A 17,538-nucleotide genomic window follows, 5' to 3' on the forward strand; every position below is an offset into this window, starting at 1 on the left:
TAGTTCTTTATTTAGTATAAACTTTTTTTATCGAAAATTACGTTAAACCCTTTACAAATTTAGCAAAAATGGAGCTATCCAGCATATTGGACAGCTCCATTTTTTCATCATATATTCGCTAGAGGCTTTTACCTTCATTACAGAAATTATCTATTAACAGTTGATATAGTGTTATTTGTGCCCTAATGTATGTATCAACAATTTTCTCTTCATTCATTTAAATTTTGTGCAAAGCTAGCTAATTTTCCAGCTGAATTTTTCACTTCGTTAAAGGCAATACCTAATTCACTTAGTACTTCCGCTATTGCCTGTACTTCTTTTTCCATCCGACCATTTTGGTCTTTCGCCTCGGTCATAGCTTCTAATATGTTAGTAAATTGGCCTTCCGTTTGAACCATATTTTCCTCACCAGAGGCTACCTCTTCTTGAATATTACTAAGCGAATGAACAAGTTTATCTGTCCGCTCATTCGTTTTATGTAGTAACGTTGCTACCGATGTGACAGATTCCTTTGTTTGAATCGATAGTTTTCTCACTTCATCTGCAACAACACTAAAGCCTTTACCCGCTTCTCCAGCACGAGCAGCTTCTATTGCCGCATTTAAAGCTAACAAGTTCGTTTGATTAGCAATATTTGTCACAACATTCATAATCGATTCCATTTCCTTTGACATATCTGTCAACTGTGCAATATTTTCCGCTATATCATCAAGTGAGCAAATAATAGTATTCATATTTTGCGATTGACTCTTTAAGCGTTCACGCCCATCTAATGCCTGACTCTCAGCCATAGTCGACACTTGCAGTGATTTTTTCGCTAGTTGTTTAACTTCCTCTGATTGTCCACTTAAGCGATGAAATGAATTGTTCGTTTCTTGAGATATTGTGGCAAGACATTCCGAAGACTTTACGATTTCTTGCTCTATCGCTTCTTTTCTACGTTCTATTTTTTCATGAAGTTGCTCAATTGTGTGCTCAAACGCCTCTAAAACCAATTGTTGCTCAAAATTGGAAATTTTCGAGATGGCTCGAATTGTATTAAGCTGATCTATTGGATGAACAACATGTTCTTCAACCAAGTCAATAAATGACGCAGTTAAATCTTGAAACGCACAAATATACCATTGTGTTTTAAGGCCAATATGGACATGCACTTTAGCAATTTTTATGCGTCTTTGATAAAATTCATTATCAATCTTACCATTAAACATTTCAATAATATGACGTCGTAATGTAATTTTCAGCTTCTCCACAGAACTATGTCTATTAATAATATCTACTAAACTATGTTCAGTTCCAATCATTTCATAAAATCGATTAACAATATTATCAATATTGGCTTCTACAAAAGGTTGAAAGGCTTTTAAATATTGTAAATCTTTCTTTGTCAATTTAAGCAAATCAATTTGCCTTTTTATTGATTGGCAATTCACTATATCCATTTTCACCGTGTAGTGCTTTAAATCTAATGCCGTTGTCTTTCTCTCTTTTTGAAAAATCACACATTTACCCTCTTTCATGCCGTGTACTTTTGAAAAGCTGAGAAAAATCTAATTTCGTCTACCAAAAATATAAAAGATCAGGAAGATTCATCCCCAACTTTTGGCGATATGCCATCACATTACTTATGACGCTGATTTCTGCTACGGGCTACCATCAGCTAAAAATAGCAATCTTATGACTAGCTATTACTACTAACTACTCTTTCAGAATCACTCATATACATTATACATTTTATAAATAGCTGTCAATTTTCGGATATACATTTTTTCCCTTAAATTATATAAAAAGTCCCTGTTATCTAAAGCAATAAAAAAGCTACCACAATACTTTTGGGTAGCCAATTTACATCATCTCTATTTTTTTATCCTTATTTTTTCCTCGTTTTAGTTTGAAGTAATTACCTCTTTGTTATATTAATATTTTTACAATCATTCGTTCATAGTGATATAAACCTATGAAATACCCATAAATAAGCACTTAAGACCTGTGTAGAAAACGTTCATAATAAATTCTAAATACCTATTATTTTTTAATGAAAAATACTTATTTTCCTTTCAACTCTTGCAGTAAAATTGCAGCCTCCTCACTTCCTGCTTCTGCTGCAAGTCCATACCACTTAATAGCCTCTTTAATATTTCTAGCTATTCCCTCACCTTTATTGTAAATGTGCCCTAATTGTAATTTAGCTTCCAGATCTCCTTGAAGAGCGGCCTGTTTAAACCAATGAATACCCTTTTCAATATTACGTATACCTGTTAACCCTTGGCTCCAAATAAAGCCCAAATCATAAAAGGCATCGATGTGATATTGCTCTGCAGCTTTTTCATACCAAAATAATCCGCGGTTCACATCTTTAGGTTGCCCTAACCGTCCCTCTAAATAGATTCCTCCAAGCCTGTATTGCGCTTCGACATAGCCTGCTTCAGCAGATCTTCTATAGTAGCTACATGCTTGCTCCTCATTTTTGTCGATTCCTAGTCCCTGCTCGTAAATAATTCCGAGGGTAAACATAGCCTCTGCCACACCTTGTTGTGCAGCGAAATCGAACCACTTCTTCGCAAGTACCAAATTTTCTGGTACTCCCTCACCGTTAAAATACATATCTGCTAAATTATTCGCAGCATCTGGATGCCCCTGCTTTGCTGCAGCCTCATACAATATAAACGCTCTATTATAGTTTTCTTGAACACCTAGACCTTCAAAATAAAAATTACCAAGTGCATATTGTGCATCGGCATTTCCTTGTGACGCTGCTAACTCAAACCACTTTATTGATTTTTCTGGTCGGAAATATTCGCCGTCAATTGCGCTATAATATTCGCCAAGCTGAAATTGTGCATCTGTATCCTGTTCCTCAATGGCATCTTTGTATAAGTCAATAATTTCCTCATGATCTAGATCTTCTTCATCAAACGCCTCAACCTGTTCATTTTGGTGAATAAAATACCATTCCAATATATCAAGTACATCATCAACAACTTCATTGCAATTGGATAACCTCTCCAGAGAAGAAATTTGCCAAATAAATATATAGATAGGGAGTGGAATTGCATCACGCAGTAAATCATCATATTCAGCTAAAAGCGTTAGCACATTCTCCTGTACTGACTTTGTCTGTTCTGGATGTATAATTTGTAAGTGTCGTTGTTGATTCTTTTTCAACAGTCCTTGCACAACTTGATATAGTATTTTGTGCAAGGTTGCTAATTGTACTTGTTCGACTGTTATTAAATTAATGTTTTGCGCAAACCATGTATCTTCTGTTTGCGTGAGCTTTTGCAGAGAGACAATTCGCTCTTTATTTTTTTTTGCTAAAAATTGCCCATACATTCATTTCCCCCCTTGCACTCTATCTTGCCACTATTATATGGAAAACAGTTCTAAATTGGTTACACATATGCTCTCAAGATTAATCCAATAAACAATGTAATAAACAAAAAGACAGTGACATTCATCCATTTATACATTTCTAATAATCCGATAAATTCACGAGTAAATGCATTAGGTACATAGTAAAAGGCAGTCTTCGAACCAACTCCTTGTGCATCAAGCTTCGCCTTTTTTGCATAAATACTTGCACGAAAAACATGAAAATTATTCGTTACGAATATGGATCGATATTTCTTTCCTTGAGCATGCTTATCCATAATTTTTTTAGAGAATGCCATATTTTGTTCTGTATTTGTCGATTGATCTTCCATTAATACTTTTTGAGCTGGTATTTGATGTTCGTCAACTATATATTTTTTCATGGCATATGCTTCTGATACTTTTTCATCATGCCCTTGTCCACCTGAGACGATAATGTAAGGTCGCTCACCATATTTTTTAAATTGCTTTACCGCCTCGTCTAAACGGCTAGCTAAAAGTGGTGGCACCTTATCTCCAATTAGTCCTGATCCTAATGCAATAATATAGTTTGGCTCATACAGGATCGGCGTAAAATGATAGAGAGTCGCATAGGCCATTATGCTTGCGTATAAAAACATTGTATAGCCAAAAACCAAAAACGCATAGAAGAAAAGAATGTGCCAAATTTCATGTTCGATATTCATAAAAATTACATATACATACCAAATCATCATAATAAAAAAGCACAAGCCAAAAATAGCTAACAATAGATTACGGACTTTACGGCCTTCTTTTTCAAGTAAAACTTTACTATTAAAAAACGTAGCTATCGATAAAATAAACATCATACTCGGGAAACTTCCTAGTATAATGACTATACCCATCTTCGACACAATCCCCTGCTCATTTGGCAGAATTACAGGATGACTAATTATTATTGTGCTTAAAATAAACAACCCTAAAAGGCCAAGAACTACTGCATTGAGAAGACGTCTTTTTTCCGTTATATATAACAGTAAAAAGATTGAAATTAATAGTAATAATGTTGAAATCATCGTCTCACTCCTTTCTTTTTATCTACAATTTTTAAGGTTCTCCTTCTAAAGCTCGATTGTATTCCGTTCCGGCTAAGCGCTCAACTGTCTACATTATAAGTAGTGCATGGGTGATAATACAGACACTTCTTGGTCAAATTTGATGCTATCTCTAAATTGATCGAAGCGTTTATTTTATTTTCCGAGAAGATTCATGTAAAATTACTATTAAGAACTAGTTTAGACAAAACTAAAAATTATATTGGAGGAATACAAGAAATGAAAAAAATCCTTGCAGCTATTTTTGCAGCGACACTCATGTTTGCGTCTGTTGGAGCAACGTTATTCATCTCAGATACACCAACTGCAGAAGCTAAATCGTATAAGTCAGGTAAAAAAGGTTTCTCAAACAACAATAATAACAACAACTCAAATTTCCAAAAATCTCAGGATAAAACTAAAGACCAAAATAATGCAACAACAAATAAAAATAATACAACTTCTACAAACAAAACGGATTCAACAGCTAAGAAAGGTGGGTTCTTCTCAGGCGGCCTTATGAAAGGCTTAATGCTTGGTGGCTTAGCTGGTTTATTATTCGGAAGTCTTTTCAGCGGTATGGGTATGCTTGGTAATATTTTAGGCTTATTAATTAACGTTGCAGCCATCATGATTATCGTAACGCTTGTTATAAAAATTGTTAATATGTTTAAAGATAAAAAACGTAAAGAGGAAGCACAATGGCACAAATAATTAATGAGCAAGATATTATAAATGCAATTTGTTTATCACAGTCCTACTATAAAAACATTCGCCCTGAGGATGTACTTGTAGAACTAACATACGACGATGACACAGGCTTTGGTGCAGAAATTGAAGTTAATGGTCAAATCGAAATGTTCGATACAGCCGCAATGATCGGCGCGCTACGTGTATGGATTAAAGATGTCCTACATGGGGACCCTTTTTCAACAGGCATCGAACTCGTTCTAGACGATGAAGAAGGTATTATTGCTAAACTATCGTAAATAAGTAAAAAATAGCGGTTCAATAAATCTTAAAGATTTATTGAACTGCTTTATTATTTTTTAAGATGTTTTTTGCTTGTTCTTCAACACTTATCTACAAACAATTGTCACCCCTCTAGATATTCATCGCAATAAAAATAACAAAGGGTAGAGGTTTCTGATCACAACCTCTACCTTAAATTATTTTACCTTTTTAATAGACTGTTAAAATTCACAAATATTTTCGCAGCATGGCTACGTTTTGTAGGAGCTTCAGGTAAAAATTCCCCTTCGTTCCCTCTAACCATATCAAGCTCATACAACATCGTTATTGCTTGTTTTGTTTCTTCGTTATAGGAAGCAATATCAGTAAATGGTGCTTTTCTTTTTACAGCATAATGTTGCTTTTGTTTAGATTCATAGGCTCTGTTTATCATTAATGCTAATTGAGCGCGAGTAACCGGCTGTCCTGGGTTAAACTTCCCATTCATTCCCTTAATTAATCCATACGCATAAGCTGCTGCAATTTCTGACTGAGTACCAACGTCATAGTTTGTGATGTCTTTAAATGGTGCTTGTTCCCTCGTCGTTAAACCTAGGCTTCTAACAAGCATCGTAGCAGCCTGTGCTCGAGTAACATTTTGCTCAGGTCTAAACGTACCATCTGCGTAACCTTTCATAATACCTTCTTTAGCGGCCTTCAGAATATACTCCTTTGCCCAATGTTTTTCTATATCGGTAAAGGTTAAATTTCTCCCTGTAGTAAAAGTAACTGATGGACTTTGAACACTTTCATTACCAGCTGCATCAACTGCTTTAACAGCTATCGTGTATGCTGTATTCTCTGTTAAATTATCTAAAGTTATCGTCGTTGTCTCGGCATTTTGCGTAAATGCTAGCTTACTATTTACATATACGTTGTAACTAGTGACCCCTACATTATCTTTCGCTTCCTGCCAGCTTATTTTGACAGTTGTTCTATCTTTCATACTTGCTTGAATAAATTTTGATACATCCCATAAAGAACTTGCTTTAATCGCTGGTAGAAATGCCTCGTTCGCTACTGCTTTATAGCCTGCTTCACTTAAATGAATATTTTCAGGATTTGGTAAATAGCTCGGAATATCTTTTGCTACAATATCGTATGTCGGTACAAAAACGGCACCCGATTTTTCAGCAGTTGTTTTTATCGTCGCATTCATAACCTTTAATAGCATTTTAAATTGTGTCTGTAAATCCTCGCTATAGTACGGAAAAGAATTATAATAGCCCATGACATAAACTTGAGCATTCGGATTAAGCTTCTTCACTTCTTCTAAAATAGCAGCAATATTTTTTATGGCCTCTTGGGAAGCTTTTAACATCATTGCTGCATTAATGCCAGTTATCTGGGACTCTTTTAAAATGGGTATTATATCATTGGCGCCAGCGGTTAGCGTAATAATCTCCGCTTCTTTAATAGATGTACGAAGCTTTACCTTCTCACTTTGATAACCAAATCCTACCACTGGCTTTTCCACATTATTTTGTATATCTTCTAATATGTTTTTCGTTGTGTAGCCCGAATAGGCAAATCCTTTATTATAAGAAGTAATGAAACCATCTTGCTGTAAAGCTTGTGCAACAAAATCTGTGTAACCTAACCCGATGATATCACCGTCATTCATACCGTGTGCTAAAGAATCGCCCAGTGCTACATAATCAGCTTGAACTACCCAACTTGGCGCTATGTTGTCTCTTTGTTCCTTCGCATTCACACCTATTGGTAGTACTACTAATTGACATGCCAAAACGCTGGCCGCTAAAAAACGAAATTTCTTTGATAATAGCATACACCCACTCCTCCAATTTTTACTAATTACTATTTTAATATAAATAGGGGAAAAATGGGTTAAACAAGAGGGGATATTTCACGATAACGTGTGGTTGATTTCCGTTCCGACTGATCGCTTTCCTCGTTGCGTCCAGTCTTTAACTTATATAAACTACATACGTTGTAACAAATGTCATCCACGAGCTAAAAATCATTTTTCACTCCAGTTGAACCTTTCCATAAATACCGCCACCACCAACCTCAATTGCCAATTGCCCTGTTCTTGCTAAATCAATCGTCTTGGCAATTTTGTACGGCACGATTTGTTCGAGTTGTTCTAGCGTAACCCGATGCAAGATGTTCATCTCTGTACCAAATGCTTGTATTAATCGTTCCATCATTTTTGGCCCCAATCCTGGAATAAAGTCTAGTGGTACTTGGTGAATATATGGCGGTCGTGCACGTTTATATGTAACTTGCTCTGAAAGCTCCTTAATCCGTGTTGCAACACCTTTTATAATGTGCGTGCTTTCACAGTTTGTACAGATTGTTGCACAATTGCTAAGCTGCTCACCACATTTCGCACAGACAGTCTCATGGTATTTACCAAGCAAAGGATTTAAGCCATAATTGGCTGTTACTGCCCGACCTTGCTGTTCATGAAGCGCCATCTTTAATTCTGTAAAATTTGCATTAGATAGTCTTAATTTTTGATACTCACGTGCAATTTTTCCAAGTGAATGAGCATCAGAGTTGCTGACAAATGTATATGCTTGCAGTTCTTTAATGTTACTCACCATTTCGGTATCAGAGCTCAAACCAAGCTCTATTGCATCTATAAGTTGAGGGTCGAATACTTCTGTTAAACTACGATGTACGCCTTTACCGAACAAACTTTTAAATGGTGTAAAAACATGAGCAGGAATAAAAAGCCCGCCTAATTCATGAACTTTTTGTTGTAATGTTCGACCATCACAATAAATGCGTTGAGAGCTTAAATGAATATTTTTCATATGATTAGACATCCATTTTGAAAATTCCCTCATATGCAGAAGTGTAGGAAAATAGGCAAGTACATGGATTGGTCCAAGGCAATGATGATCATAAATCTCTATTTCAGTACCTGGAATAAGAGTTGTTTCTTGAAAACGAAGCCCTCCTTGTTCTAGCTCCTTCAGTTCTCCTTGTTCGATCATCGCTGACATTTCATCCATTACTTCTGGTGAATGGCAATCAATAATCCCAATAATATCCAGTCCCTTTCTTGAACTTGAAGACTCTAAAATTCTTGCTAACGTTAACGTTTTACTGCCAGTAATTTTAACTGCACGACCACTTGAAGTACGCCCAATATGAATATGTAAATCTGCATAAAAATCTTGCATCATTGTCTCCCTCCTCCTACTTTTAGATGACATAAAAAAGCCTCACATTGCTGCAAGGCATGTTAATCTTAATTATGATGGATGATTGCTGTTAGTACTATTGTTTGATTCGAAAGCACCCGAGCCCTGCGATGGTATTGACGAAGAATCATAGGCCACCAATGTCACTCCAATGTTCTTTTCTAGCTCATTAATTTTTTCAAGCTGTTGTTGATCTAATTGTGCAATCTTAATCTCATCCATTTTCATCAAATCCTTTCATGAATAAAGTTCCCCAAATAAAAAACATATATACTAAAAAAATAATGACTGATTGTCAGTCATTATTCTTTGACTTTATTTCAGCTATTTTGTAACATAGTAAATAAGCAGGACAAAAGCGAGGGATTTCATGTCAAAAGAAGAGAAAATTATTCAAGCCGCAATTGAAGTTTTCCGTGAAAAAGGAATTGAAAAAACAAAGGTTTCAGATATCGTAAAAGCTGCAGGTATCGCGCAAGGGACATTTTATCTTTATTTCCCATCACGTCTTTCAGTTATGCCAGCCATTGCAAATGTTATGGTGGAGAAAATTATTGCTGCTATTAACGATGGGATTTCAAAACAGGAGCCATTTGCAAAGCAGCTAGAAAAAGTAGTAGATATTGTTTTTTCTCTAACAGAGGAATATCGAGATGTATTTGCACTTATCTATGCCGGTATTACACAAACTGAGCATATGAAAGAATGGGAAAATATATATGCCCCCTATTACGAATGGATGAATCATTTCTTGACTGAAGCTCAACAACAAGGAACGATACGAGCTTCTCTAAATACTACTCGTTCTTCTAAACTTATAATCGGTCTAGTAGAGTCTGCCGCTGAACAAATTTATTTGTATGATGATAGTGAAGAAGAAACAATTAGACTTCAAAAGCTTGAGCTCCTCGACTTTTTACATCATGCACTCGATTTACGTCACGCATAAGTGACGTTCTCTTTTACACTAAAAATGACTGAATGTCAGTCATAATGATAGGAAGGAATTTAACTATGCAAAAAGATTGGATTTATGTTGGATTAACTAGTTTATTTGAATTGTTTTGGATATTTGGTTTTAATGTTGCCGATTCTTGGTGGCATTGGGCTATTATTGTGGCCCTAATTGCATTGGATTTTCACTTCTTATCGAAGGCTTGTGAAAACCTACCTACTGGAACAGTTTACGCGACTTTTGCTGGGGTCGGTACAATTGGTACTACATTAATGGACATTTTTATTTTTGAAGGTGAGTTTAATGCTATTAAAGGAATTTTCATGTTTATTTTAGTACTGGGTGTTATTGGTCTTAATTTAGCTGATAACCCTTCAAAAGATCATGTTAAAGAGAAAGGAGCTAATGCATAATGGGTTGGATACTTGTTTTATTAGCGGCAATTTCGGAAATTATTGGTGTCATAGGTTTACGTTTTTATAGTCAGGAAAAAAGTATACGAAATTTATTAATCTATCTAGGCGGCTTTGGGATGTCCTTTATGCTATTATATGCATCCTTTAACTATTTACAGTTAAGCATTGCCTATGTAGTTTGGGTTGGCATTGGTACAGTTGGTGCTGTTCTTGTGAATATTATATTCTTCGGAGAATCTAAAAACCTGACCCGAATTATTAGTATCATCGCTATCATCATTGGTGTGGCAGGATTAAAAGCAGTATCTTAATTTATGCTATTTTAATTCAAAGTATTGTGAGTGAGTGCTAAGGCCTAGTATGGTTTTTTGGCAAAGTGAAAGGTTGATCTCCGTTCCGACTAGACAGCAGTTCGTTTTTTAATTATGATTTCCATCATATACTTTAAACGTTAGGCTATAACTTACAAAGCAAAATAAACATTTTGTGTTAACCATTCAATTTTATTAAGTTGACACAAAGTGTTTATTTTTTTACACTACTATTAGCATTACTTTTAGGGGTGAAATAATGACAACAGTTGCGGAACATACACATCACAAATTAAGAGCTGTCGATCTTGCATACATTGGACTATTTTCAACATTAATGATGATAGGAGCTAATATCACGTCTATTGTACCTTTCATGATGATTGGTGGCGTACCTTTCACAATGCAAACGTTTTTTGCTATTTTAGCAGGACTTATTCTTGGTAGTAGAAAAGGGGTACTTGCTTGTACTGTTTATATGTGCATAGGGTTAGCAGGTGCACCTGTATTTGCTCGTTTCAACGGAGGCTTTGGTCAAATTATTAGCCCTACTTTTGGTTTCATTGTTTCTTTCATATTAGCTGCATTTGTCGCGGGGCTTATTGTAGAACGTAGTGGAACGAAAAAAAGCTATGTGGTTGCTGCATTAGTGGCAACAGCCATTAATTACTTACTAGGAACAAATTGGATGTACTTTGCCTACAAGCTATGGGCTAGTGCTCCCGATGCTTTCACTTATAAAATGGCATGGCTTTGGATGATGCCTCCTTTGCCAAAGGATATTATTTTAGCTATATTTGCAGGCATTTTTGCATACCGCCTTCAAAAAGTATTAAAAATAATTCCGATTAGATAAAGGCTTATCACCATAACGAGGGGTTGATTTCCGTTCCGGCTGGGCGCTTTGTAGCTGACGCTTCGCTTTAAGCGCTTGGCTCTTCTATCCGTCGCTCTATTTTAAATCCAACAAACAAAAAATGTCCCATAAGTTTATTGCATACTTATGGGACATTTTTTTATTTTTAAACGTATTTTTTCATCCAGTTTAAGAAGTTATCAATAACTACATCTAGGAATTTGATAGTACCTTCATCTGTTAAATTGCCTTCTGTATCAAATTTAGTGTGTACCGCTCCAATATAAACGTCATTACCACTAAGTAATGGTGAATTTACTCCAGGTGAGAATAAAATATCTCGTAAATGTAATTGTGCTTTAACAGTACCTAAGTTACCCATTGATGCCCCCATCATGAATGATGGCTTGCCAATCATTACTTTATCAACACGAGATAACCAATCGATGGCGTTAACCATAACACCTGGCACTGTACCATTATATTCTGGTGTTAACCAAAGAACCGCATCCGCCGCTTTTACTTGTGCTTTAAAATCAAGTACAGGCTGTGGTGCTTCATTTTCGATATCTTGATTATACATTGGTAAATCGTTCAAACTTAATATTTCAAGATCAAATTTCCCTGTATAACGCTTTTGGATAAATTTCGCTAATTGCATATTATAAGATTCTTTACGGATACTACCTACGATTGCTACTACTTTCACAATATTCCTCCTAAATGTGCATTAATTTTATTATTTGTAGACAGTTTTATTTTATACCGTCCTAATAATAGGTTGCAAATTCCTCAACCGGTTTACGGTAACCACGCAAACGGCGACTACTTTCTTTTTCTTTACCTATAGTAATCATTAATGCAATCTCATGTGTTTCTGGAATATTAAAAAGAGCTCTCATTTGTTGCTGATCAAAGCCGATCATTGGACATGTATCCCATCCACGATTTTTGGCTGCCAGCATAAATAACATAGCTGAAAGTGAAGCGTTACGAATTGCTTCCTCCTTCATAAATTCCTGGCCACGTTCTTCATAAAATTTAGCGTTTTCATTGACGATATTTTCTAATTCACAAGCATTAATAATACCTAAGTCTACCATCCCTTGATTAAGGTTAGCCGTATTTTTATAGGCTTCTTTATCTCCTAATACAAGGATAACCGCTGAGGCTGAATGTACTTTATATTGCCCGTATGCAGCTTCTCGTACTTTTTCTTTTTTTTCTTCATCTAATACAACGATATAATTAGTATGTTGTAAATTAAAGGCGGAAGGAGCAAGCTTAACATCTTCCAAAATGGGACGTATATCTTCTTCGCTCATCTTGATGTCCTCTATAAAGTTATTCGCAGAGCGACGCTTATCTATTAGCTTTGAAAATTCCATCTAACTGACCTCCACTCATATGTAATTTTCATTCAGCAGAAGCTTGAGTCACTCTGCTGAATGGGATAAAAAGTTTTACTCATATTCTTTATCGAACGTAATCGTACTTCTTACAGTGTCAATTGGACGGACAAGTTCTTCAATTTGTGCACGCTTTGGCTCTAAAAATGGTGGCAACGACAATTTTTCACCTAAAGTTTCATAAGGCTCATCACTCATAAACCCTGGGCCATCAGTAGCTAACTCAAATAAAATTTGGGGTGCTACCCGTGCATAAAGTGATTCAAAGAAGTGACGATTTACGTAACCTGAAGTATGGAAGCCAAAGCTTTCAAATCGTTCAGTCCATTCATTTAGTACAGTTCGATCCTCTACGCGGAATGCAGCATGATGTACTGTACCAAAGCCTTGACGAGCTACTGGTAGAACTGTGTTAAGCTCTACAACAATTTGTGCACCGTTCCCACCTTCACCAACCTCAAACAGATGGAAATCCCCTTCTTCATCGATTTCTGTAAAGAGCATCACTTTTTCTAGCATCTCTTTAAAATATTTAAAATTAGCAACTCTTACAAAAACCGGACCTAAGCCTGTAATTGCATATTCAAGAGGAATCGGTCCATCTTGCCATGGAGTGCCTGATGAAACACCTGTATTGTTTTCATCAGAAATAAGTTGATATTGCTGATCGTCAAAATCGACGAATGATAAAGTTTTCTTGCCAAATTGCTCTTTAATACCTGAATGTTTAACATTTAATCGATCGAAACGTTTTACCCAATAGTCCAATGCCGCATCTGTTGGCACGCGGAATGAAGTTTTAGAAATTTCATTTGTTCCATGCACACCTTTTGGAATGTTTGGAAAATCAAAAAATGTCATATCCGTGCCTGCGCTACCTTTATCATCTGCAAAAAATAAATGATATGTTTGAATATCATCCTGATTAACCGTTTTTTTCACTAATCGCATCCCTAATACATAAGTAAAAAATTTATAATTCTCTTCCGCACTACTTGTAATAGCGGTAACGTGGTGAATTCCTTTTAAATGATTCATTTTATGTCCCTCCTATTTATCTCGATTTCGAGATATTGCCTAAAGTTTTTTATTTATTAACTGCGTTCAAACCAACCTTTTTCAAAGACAGGGTCATTGTGTCCATCTCCTGTTGATCTAATACTTCAAAAATCTCGTTAATTTTTTGTTCATGCTTCGGAAATATATCTTCCATCAACGCTTGTCCTTCGCATGTTAATAAAACATATGTGACACGACGATCCCTTGGACAAGCACGTCGATACACAAAGTTTTTTTGTTCAAGCTTATCAATAACATACGTAATACTACTACTTGCAATTAAAATTTTCTTGCCAATTACTTGGATTGCTTGCTCACCATGATGATATAAAAACTCAAGTACCGAAAATTCAGTTTGATTTAAATCGTATTGAAGTAAATCTCTCTTAGTTGCATCTTGAATCGTTTGATATGCTCGGAACAAGACCGTAAAAGCTTTTAAATTACGATTGTCTTCCCTCATACGACTCCCTCTTTTCATTTACTTCGAATTCAATTATCTCTAATTCGAGATAATAATAACATATAAGATGCTAATCAGCAATCCTTTTTACTGTAATCACACAAAAAGGCATCCCCCTAAAATCGAGGGCACTGAAAAAGTCTATATCTTCTCACATCGCGAGGTATTAAACGAGTAAATCGTTGAATACCTCGCTTTTTTCATTTGGCACTGTGACTCTACTGTTGTTTTCCGAAGCATTCCGCTCGCTTTCCGCGGGCGAGCGCCGAGCCTCCTCCTACGCTTCGCTTCGTGCGGGGTCTCGTCTGTCTCGCTTTCCCGCAGGAGTCGAGCGATGCTTCTCCAAACAACGCAATGTATCACACTATTATTTTAGTCACGCTTTCCTTTATAATAAAAGAATTAATGTGCAGGTAGTGCCCCCGATGATTTCAAATCAAGAAACCCTTAATTTAACACAAGGACCACGAAAAGAAGAAGACAAGTTTGAGTTTAATAAAGACGCTGGAATGTTTGTTTGTAAGGCCGGTCATCCCGCGACAAGAAAAGCACGTACGGGCAAAAAAGGATCGAGTATGAGTCATATTATTTTGACATTGAAAAATGCAAAGTATGTCCAATGAGAGATGGCTGTTATAAAGAAGGCGCAAAAAGTAAAACATATTCTGTCACAATTAAGTCGGATACACATGCCGAACAAGAGGCATTTCAAAATACGGAAGCATTTAAGCAATTAGCCGCAAATCGCTACAAAGTAGAAGCGAAGAATAGTGAATTAAAAACGGACACGGGTACGATACGGCATCGACTGCGGGTCTATTTGGCATGGAAATTCAAGGTGCTACAACGATATTCGCTGTCAATTTAAAACGGATATTAAAGCTATTAAACGAAAATAAATAAGGAATAAGGAATAGAGACAGAAATAAGGCACTTCCTGTTCAAAATTGAACAAGAAATGCCTTATTTTTATCTGAGAAAGGTTCGCTTTTATGAAAACGTATGTTTTTCAATGCCCTCCTAAAATCAGGGGATGCCCTTTCATGTATAAATTATCGACTATTAATAGTAATGACGACCGTTGCCGTTTTGTTCAAAGGCAGCCTTTGCTAGACGAACCGTAGATACAGCCAAATCTGCATACGTCACTTTCTCAGTAGCATTGAATTTATTTTGCTGTCCATCAATTAGTCCCATTGCACTCGCTAAAGCAACATAACCTGCGTACGCTGGGTCAATTGAGCTTGCATCCGTAAAGTTTAATTTGTAAATGTCACTATGCTTAGCAGCACTCTCTAAATTTAGTACACGAACTAACCATTCGGCAAGCTCTTGACGAGTCAATGCTGTATCTACTGCAAATTGATCCGCCGGTTGTAAAATGCCCATACTTACAGCTTGTTCAACGATTCCGTATAATGGATGCTTTTTGTCAATATTTTTGAAGGATTGCTTAACGTTTTCTCCTCCAAACGGATTGAAATCATATCCGTATGATAATGATTTAACTAAAATTTTCAAAGCTTCTCCTCTTGATACAGCTGTATCAGCATTAAAGTTTGCTGGATCTTTAACCTCTAACACATTTTGGTGTAATAAATAAGTTAATTCTCCTCCAGCTGTTGGATGCGAAATGGCAGGTTTTTCTTTCGTATCACCAACTTTTTGAAGCCATTCACCCGTTGTTGCATCAATACTATTGAACAAAATTCCATTATAAACCGGAGTGTATACTAAATCATAGTGGTGATTATCCTCGCCATCCTGTTTTGCATACTGTAGCTCCAATTTCAGCCCCTCATTGAATGTTGCTTTTGCTTTATCAGCAGAAATAGCTTTGTTTACAGACGGCCAATTATCAATCTTGCGATAATTAACATTTAAAGAACTTAATTTCCCATCAGCACTGATACCTACGGAAATTTCATCCCCTGCTACGGCAATGCCATTGACAATACGTGGGAAAGAGAAGTAATACTGTTTGTTGTCTTTATCATATATTGCATCTTCTAGTGGTTTTGAATAATTATGAATATATGACGGAGACCACTCTTTTAAGTAGTCTATCGCTTTTGCTAACGCAGCATCTTTTGAAATTGGTTCTACTTTATCATCTGTCTGCACGAATTCTCTACTTGTATTCCAGTAGTTTATAATTTCACCTGTTGCCTTGTTCACTTCAAGTGTACTACCTGTGCCGTAATTACCGAGATCATACATATAATTCACATAATAGATTGTTTCGCCATTTTCATTTTCTCTTTCATTAACCGAATGAATTTGTAGCTTTGCTTTGTCTGTATCAACTTTTAAAATAGACTTAGCTAACTCTTCAACTTCTGCTAATGTAATACCATTTTTCTTAGGTGCAAGTGGTTGCGCTGCAAGTTTTTCTACACCTTTTGTCTTCGGTACTTGAGAAGTAAAACCATTCATTGTTTGCCATTGCCCATTTATTGCATGTACACCATTAAAGCTTGTTGGTGGCATATACACAAGCTTAGCAATCGCTTCGCCTGTTTGGTAGTTATAGTCAACTATATAACGTAAGTCAACTGACAGTTTTTCACGAACCTGTGCAAGGATTTCTGACTCATTCTTTTTCTGATCTAAGTTATCAAAAGTTGCCTTGCTAGTTAGTCCAGCATTGCGATACATATTTGTAACTTCACCATTTGCTAGAACTGTAATTTGGATAAACTCATTACTAAGTGACACACCATTGTGTGTAGGTGAGTACATAAATGAATACGAAATTGGTTCAGATAAAGGTCTACTAAAACTAAAACCAAAGTCACCAAATCTATTGTCCTCACGAAGCTTGTAATTCGCAGTGCTAGGCAATTTCTTTAGGAAGTCTTGGGCAACTTTCTTTGCTTCACCCTCTGAATATTTCACCGGGTACAATGCTTCCGCTATATTAACAGGCTGATAGTAGAAATTTTCTAATTCCAAGTCTTCGCCTTTAAAAGTAAAATCACCATAAACGTCTTTGCCATTGATTGTTTTATTAAAGTTCAATTCATAGCGTATCGTTTTGTCATCATTAAAGTAATGCGCTTCCCCCATTGAGAAATCTTTCTCTGTTACAAAATTGAATTTGTCTGGGAATATTGTATTCAATTGCTTAATAAGCATACTTTTTGTTACTTTTGTTTCTGTTGAAGAAACTTGAATTGCAACTCTCTCTTGTGGTTCTTTTACATTTGCCGAAGCTTGTGCCATTGGCGAAAGTACACTAACAGAAAATGCAGTAGACGTTAATATAATACCTAACTTTTTAAATTTACCCAAAATATCCCTCCTAGATTATCATTTACCATAATTATAGTATAGATTACCATAAATTGATATGACATTTTCAGATTATTCGATTTTATCGTGAAATAGAATGAACATAAAGAAAGCGCTATTTTATCTTCATTCAGCAAAGTTTTCTGTACGAAAGCGATTCG

17 protein-coding genes and 1 pseudogene are annotated in these 17,538 nt (G+C 35.9%); 7 read left to right on the forward strand and 11 right to left on the reverse strand.

Going from position 1 to position 17,538, the window contains the following annotated elements:
* Positions 1 to 209 precede the first annotated feature (209 nt).
* From MY533_RS19495 to MY533_RS19505, 3 genes are all read right to left on the reverse strand, one after another.
* Positions 210 to 1,502 (reverse strand): globin-coupled sensor protein, encoded by a 1,293-nt coding sequence (locus tag MY533_RS19495; RefSeq protein WP_248717252.1) that lies wholly within the window; start codon positions 1,500 to 1,502, stop codon positions 210 to 212.
* Between the two features lie 544 nt (positions 1,503 to 2,046).
* On the reverse strand, positions 2,047 to 3,333 hold the full coding sequence (locus MY533_RS19500; protein ID WP_248717253.1) for a tetratricopeptide repeat protein: 1,287 nt from the start codon (positions 3,331 to 3,333) through the stop codon (positions 2,047 to 2,049).
* Positions 3,334 to 3,392: 59 nt separating this feature from the next.
* Complete coding sequence (locus MY533_RS19505) at positions 3,393 to 4,409, reverse strand: YdcF family protein (protein ID WP_248717254.1); 1,017 nt, start codon at positions 4,407 to 4,409, stop codon at positions 3,393 to 3,395.
* A 258-nt stretch (positions 4,410 to 4,667) separates the two neighbouring features.
* Between MY533_RS19505 and MY533_RS19510 the strand changes: the two genes are divergently transcribed.
* Complete coding sequence (locus tag MY533_RS19510) at positions 4,668 to 5,141, forward strand: hypothetical protein (protein WP_248717255.1); 474 nt, start codon at positions 4,668 to 4,670, stop codon at positions 5,139 to 5,141.
* A complete protein-coding gene (locus tag MY533_RS19515) occupies positions 5,129 to 5,416 on the forward strand; it encodes a DUF2653 family protein (RefSeq protein WP_132364200.1) in 288 nt (95 codons plus the stop codon). The genes MY533_RS19510 and MY533_RS19515 overlap by 13 nt, the downstream gene beginning before the upstream one ends.
* A 185-nt stretch (positions 5,417 to 5,601) precedes the next feature.
* Here MY533_RS19515 and MY533_RS19520 read toward each other — a convergent pair whose 3' ends face one another.
* The 3 genes from MY533_RS19520 to MY533_RS19530 all read right to left on the reverse strand — a co-directional run bounded on the left by MY533_RS19520 (position 5,602) and on the right by MY533_RS19530 (position 8,836).
* A complete protein-coding gene (locus MY533_RS19520; RefSeq protein WP_248717256.1) occupies positions 5,602 to 7,227 on the reverse strand; it encodes an S-layer homology domain-containing protein in 1,626 nt (541 codons plus the stop codon).
* Positions 7,228 to 7,426: 199 nt separating this feature from the next.
* Positions 7,427 to 8,593: an endonuclease Q family protein gene (locus MY533_RS19525; RefSeq protein ID WP_248719255.1), complete on the reverse strand. Its 1,167-nt coding sequence runs from the start codon at positions 8,591 to 8,593 to the stop codon at positions 7,427 to 7,429.
* A 72-nt stretch (positions 8,594 to 8,665) separates the two neighbouring features.
* Positions 8,666 to 8,836 (reverse strand): hypothetical protein, encoded by a 171-nt coding sequence (locus tag MY533_RS19530; protein ID WP_248717257.1) that lies wholly within the window; start codon positions 8,834 to 8,836, stop codon positions 8,666 to 8,668.
* A gap of 148 nt (positions 8,837 to 8,984) precedes the next feature.
* Here MY533_RS19530 and MY533_RS19535 point away from each other — a divergent pair, with 148 nt between their 5' ends.
* From MY533_RS19535 to MY533_RS19550, 4 genes are all read left to right on the forward strand, one after another.
* Positions 8,985 to 9,563 (forward strand): TetR/AcrR family transcriptional regulator, encoded by a 579-nt coding sequence (locus MY533_RS19535; RefSeq protein ID WP_248717258.1) that lies wholly within the window; start codon positions 8,985 to 8,987, stop codon positions 9,561 to 9,563.
* A 65-nt stretch (positions 9,564 to 9,628) separates the two neighbouring features.
* The gene (locus MY533_RS19540; RefSeq protein WP_248717259.1) at positions 9,629 to 9,982 is read left to right on the forward strand and encodes a DMT family transporter; all 354 of its coding nucleotides are present in this window, start codon (positions 9,629 to 9,631) and stop codon (positions 9,980 to 9,982) included.
* Positions 9,982 to 10,296, forward strand: a complete 315-nt coding sequence (locus MY533_RS19545) for a DMT family transporter (RefSeq protein ID WP_248717260.1) — start codon at positions 9,982 to 9,984, stop codon at positions 10,294 to 10,296. Before MY533_RS19540 ends, MY533_RS19545 begins: the two co-directional genes overlap by 1 nt.
* A gap of 259 nt (positions 10,297 to 10,555) precedes the next feature.
* Positions 10,556 to 11,152 carry a biotin transporter BioY gene (locus MY533_RS19550; protein WP_248717261.1) on the forward strand — a complete coding sequence of 199 codons (597 nt, stop codon included), beginning with the start codon at positions 10,556 to 10,558 and terminating at the stop codon, positions 11,150 to 11,152.
* A gap of 166 nt (positions 11,153 to 11,318) precedes the next feature.
* Here the strand turns inward: MY533_RS19550 and MY533_RS19555 are convergent, their stop codons facing one another.
* From MY533_RS19555 to MY533_RS19570, 4 genes are all read right to left on the reverse strand, one after another.
* Positions 11,319 to 11,861, reverse strand: a complete 543-nt coding sequence (locus MY533_RS19555; protein WP_248717262.1) for an NADPH-dependent FMN reductase — start codon at positions 11,859 to 11,861, stop codon at positions 11,319 to 11,321.
* 61 nt (positions 11,862 to 11,922) lie between these two features.
* On the reverse strand, positions 11,923 to 12,540 hold the full coding sequence (locus tag MY533_RS19560) for a nitroreductase family protein (protein WP_248717263.1): 618 nt from the start codon (positions 12,538 to 12,540) through the stop codon (positions 11,923 to 11,925).
* Positions 12,541 to 12,615: 75 nt separating this feature from the next.
* Positions 12,616 to 13,599 carry a ring-cleaving dioxygenase gene (locus tag MY533_RS19565; RefSeq protein WP_248717264.1) on the reverse strand — a complete coding sequence of 328 codons (984 nt, stop codon included), beginning with the start codon at positions 13,597 to 13,599 and terminating at the stop codon, positions 12,616 to 12,618.
* Between the two features lie 49 nt (positions 13,600 to 13,648).
* Positions 13,649 to 14,083 (reverse strand): MarR family winged helix-turn-helix transcriptional regulator, encoded by a 435-nt coding sequence (locus tag MY533_RS19570; RefSeq protein ID WP_248717265.1) that lies wholly within the window; start codon positions 14,081 to 14,083, stop codon positions 13,649 to 13,651.
* Between the two features lie 452 nt (positions 14,084 to 14,535).
* Between MY533_RS19570 and MY533_RS19575 the strand changes: the two are divergent.
* Positions 14,536 to 14,986: pseudogene (locus tag MY533_RS19575) on the forward strand (transposase); the annotation flags it as partial.
* 159 nt (positions 14,987 to 15,145) lie between these two features.
* Here the strand turns inward: MY533_RS19575 and MY533_RS19580 are convergent.
* Entirely contained in the window at positions 15,146 to 17,377 is a 2,232-nt protein-coding gene (locus MY533_RS19580; protein WP_248717266.1) for an S-layer homology domain-containing protein, read from the reverse strand.
* Positions 17,378 to 17,538 lie beyond the last annotated feature (161 nt).

Source organism: Lysinibacillus sp. Ag94, from assembly GCF_023242215.1.
Taxonomy (GTDB): Bacteria; Bacillota; Bacilli; order Bacillales_A; family Planococcaceae; genus Lysinibacillus.

Coding starts and splice junctions, on each gene's coding strand:
- MY533_RS19550 (WP_248717261.1), top strand. CDS start 10,556: ATGACAACAGTTGCGGAACATACACATCACAAATTAAGAGCTGTCGAT.
- MY533_RS19540 (WP_248717259.1), top strand. CDS start 9,629: ATGCAAAAAGATTGGATTTATGTTGGATTAACTAGTTTATTTGAATTG.
- MY533_RS19500 (WP_248717253.1), bottom strand. CDS start 3,333: ATGTATGGGCAATTTTTAGCAAAAAAAAATAAAGAGCGAATTGTCTCT.
- MY533_RS19515 (WP_132364200.1), top strand. CDS start 5,129: ATGGCACAAATAATTAATGAGCAAGATATTATAAATGCAATTTGTTTA.
- MY533_RS19520 (WP_248717256.1), bottom strand. CDS start 7,227: ATGCTATTATCAAAGAAATTTCGTTTTTTAGCGGCCAGCGTTTTGGCA.
- MY533_RS19505 (WP_248717254.1), bottom strand. CDS start 4,409: ATGATTTCAACATTATTACTATTAATTTCAATCTTTTTACTGTTATAT.
- MY533_RS19525 (WP_248719255.1), bottom strand. CDS start 8,593: ATGCAAGATTTTTATGCAGATTTACATATTCATATTGGGCGTACTTCA.
- MY533_RS19560 (WP_248717263.1), bottom strand. CDS start 12,540: ATGGAATTTTCAAAGCTAATAGATAAGCGTCGCTCTGCGAATAACTTT.
- MY533_RS19510 (WP_248717255.1), top strand. CDS start 4,668: ATGAAAAAAATCCTTGCAGCTATTTTTGCAGCGACACTCATGTTTGCG.
- MY533_RS19565 (WP_248717264.1), bottom strand. CDS start 13,599: ATGAATCATTTAAAAGGAATTCACCACGTTACCGCTATTACAAGTAGT.
- MY533_RS19530 (WP_248717257.1), bottom strand. CDS start 8,836: ATGGATGAGATTAAGATTGCACAATTAGATCAACAACAGCTTGAAAAA.
- MY533_RS19535 (WP_248717258.1), top strand. CDS start 8,985: ATGTCAAAAGAAGAGAAAATTATTCAAGCCGCAATTGAAGTTTTCCGT.
- MY533_RS19570 (WP_248717265.1), bottom strand. CDS start 14,083: ATGAGGGAAGACAATCGTAATTTAAAAGCTTTTACGGTCTTGTTCCGA.
- MY533_RS19545 (WP_248717260.1), top strand. CDS start 9,982: ATGGGTTGGATACTTGTTTTATTAGCGGCAATTTCGGAAATTATTGGT.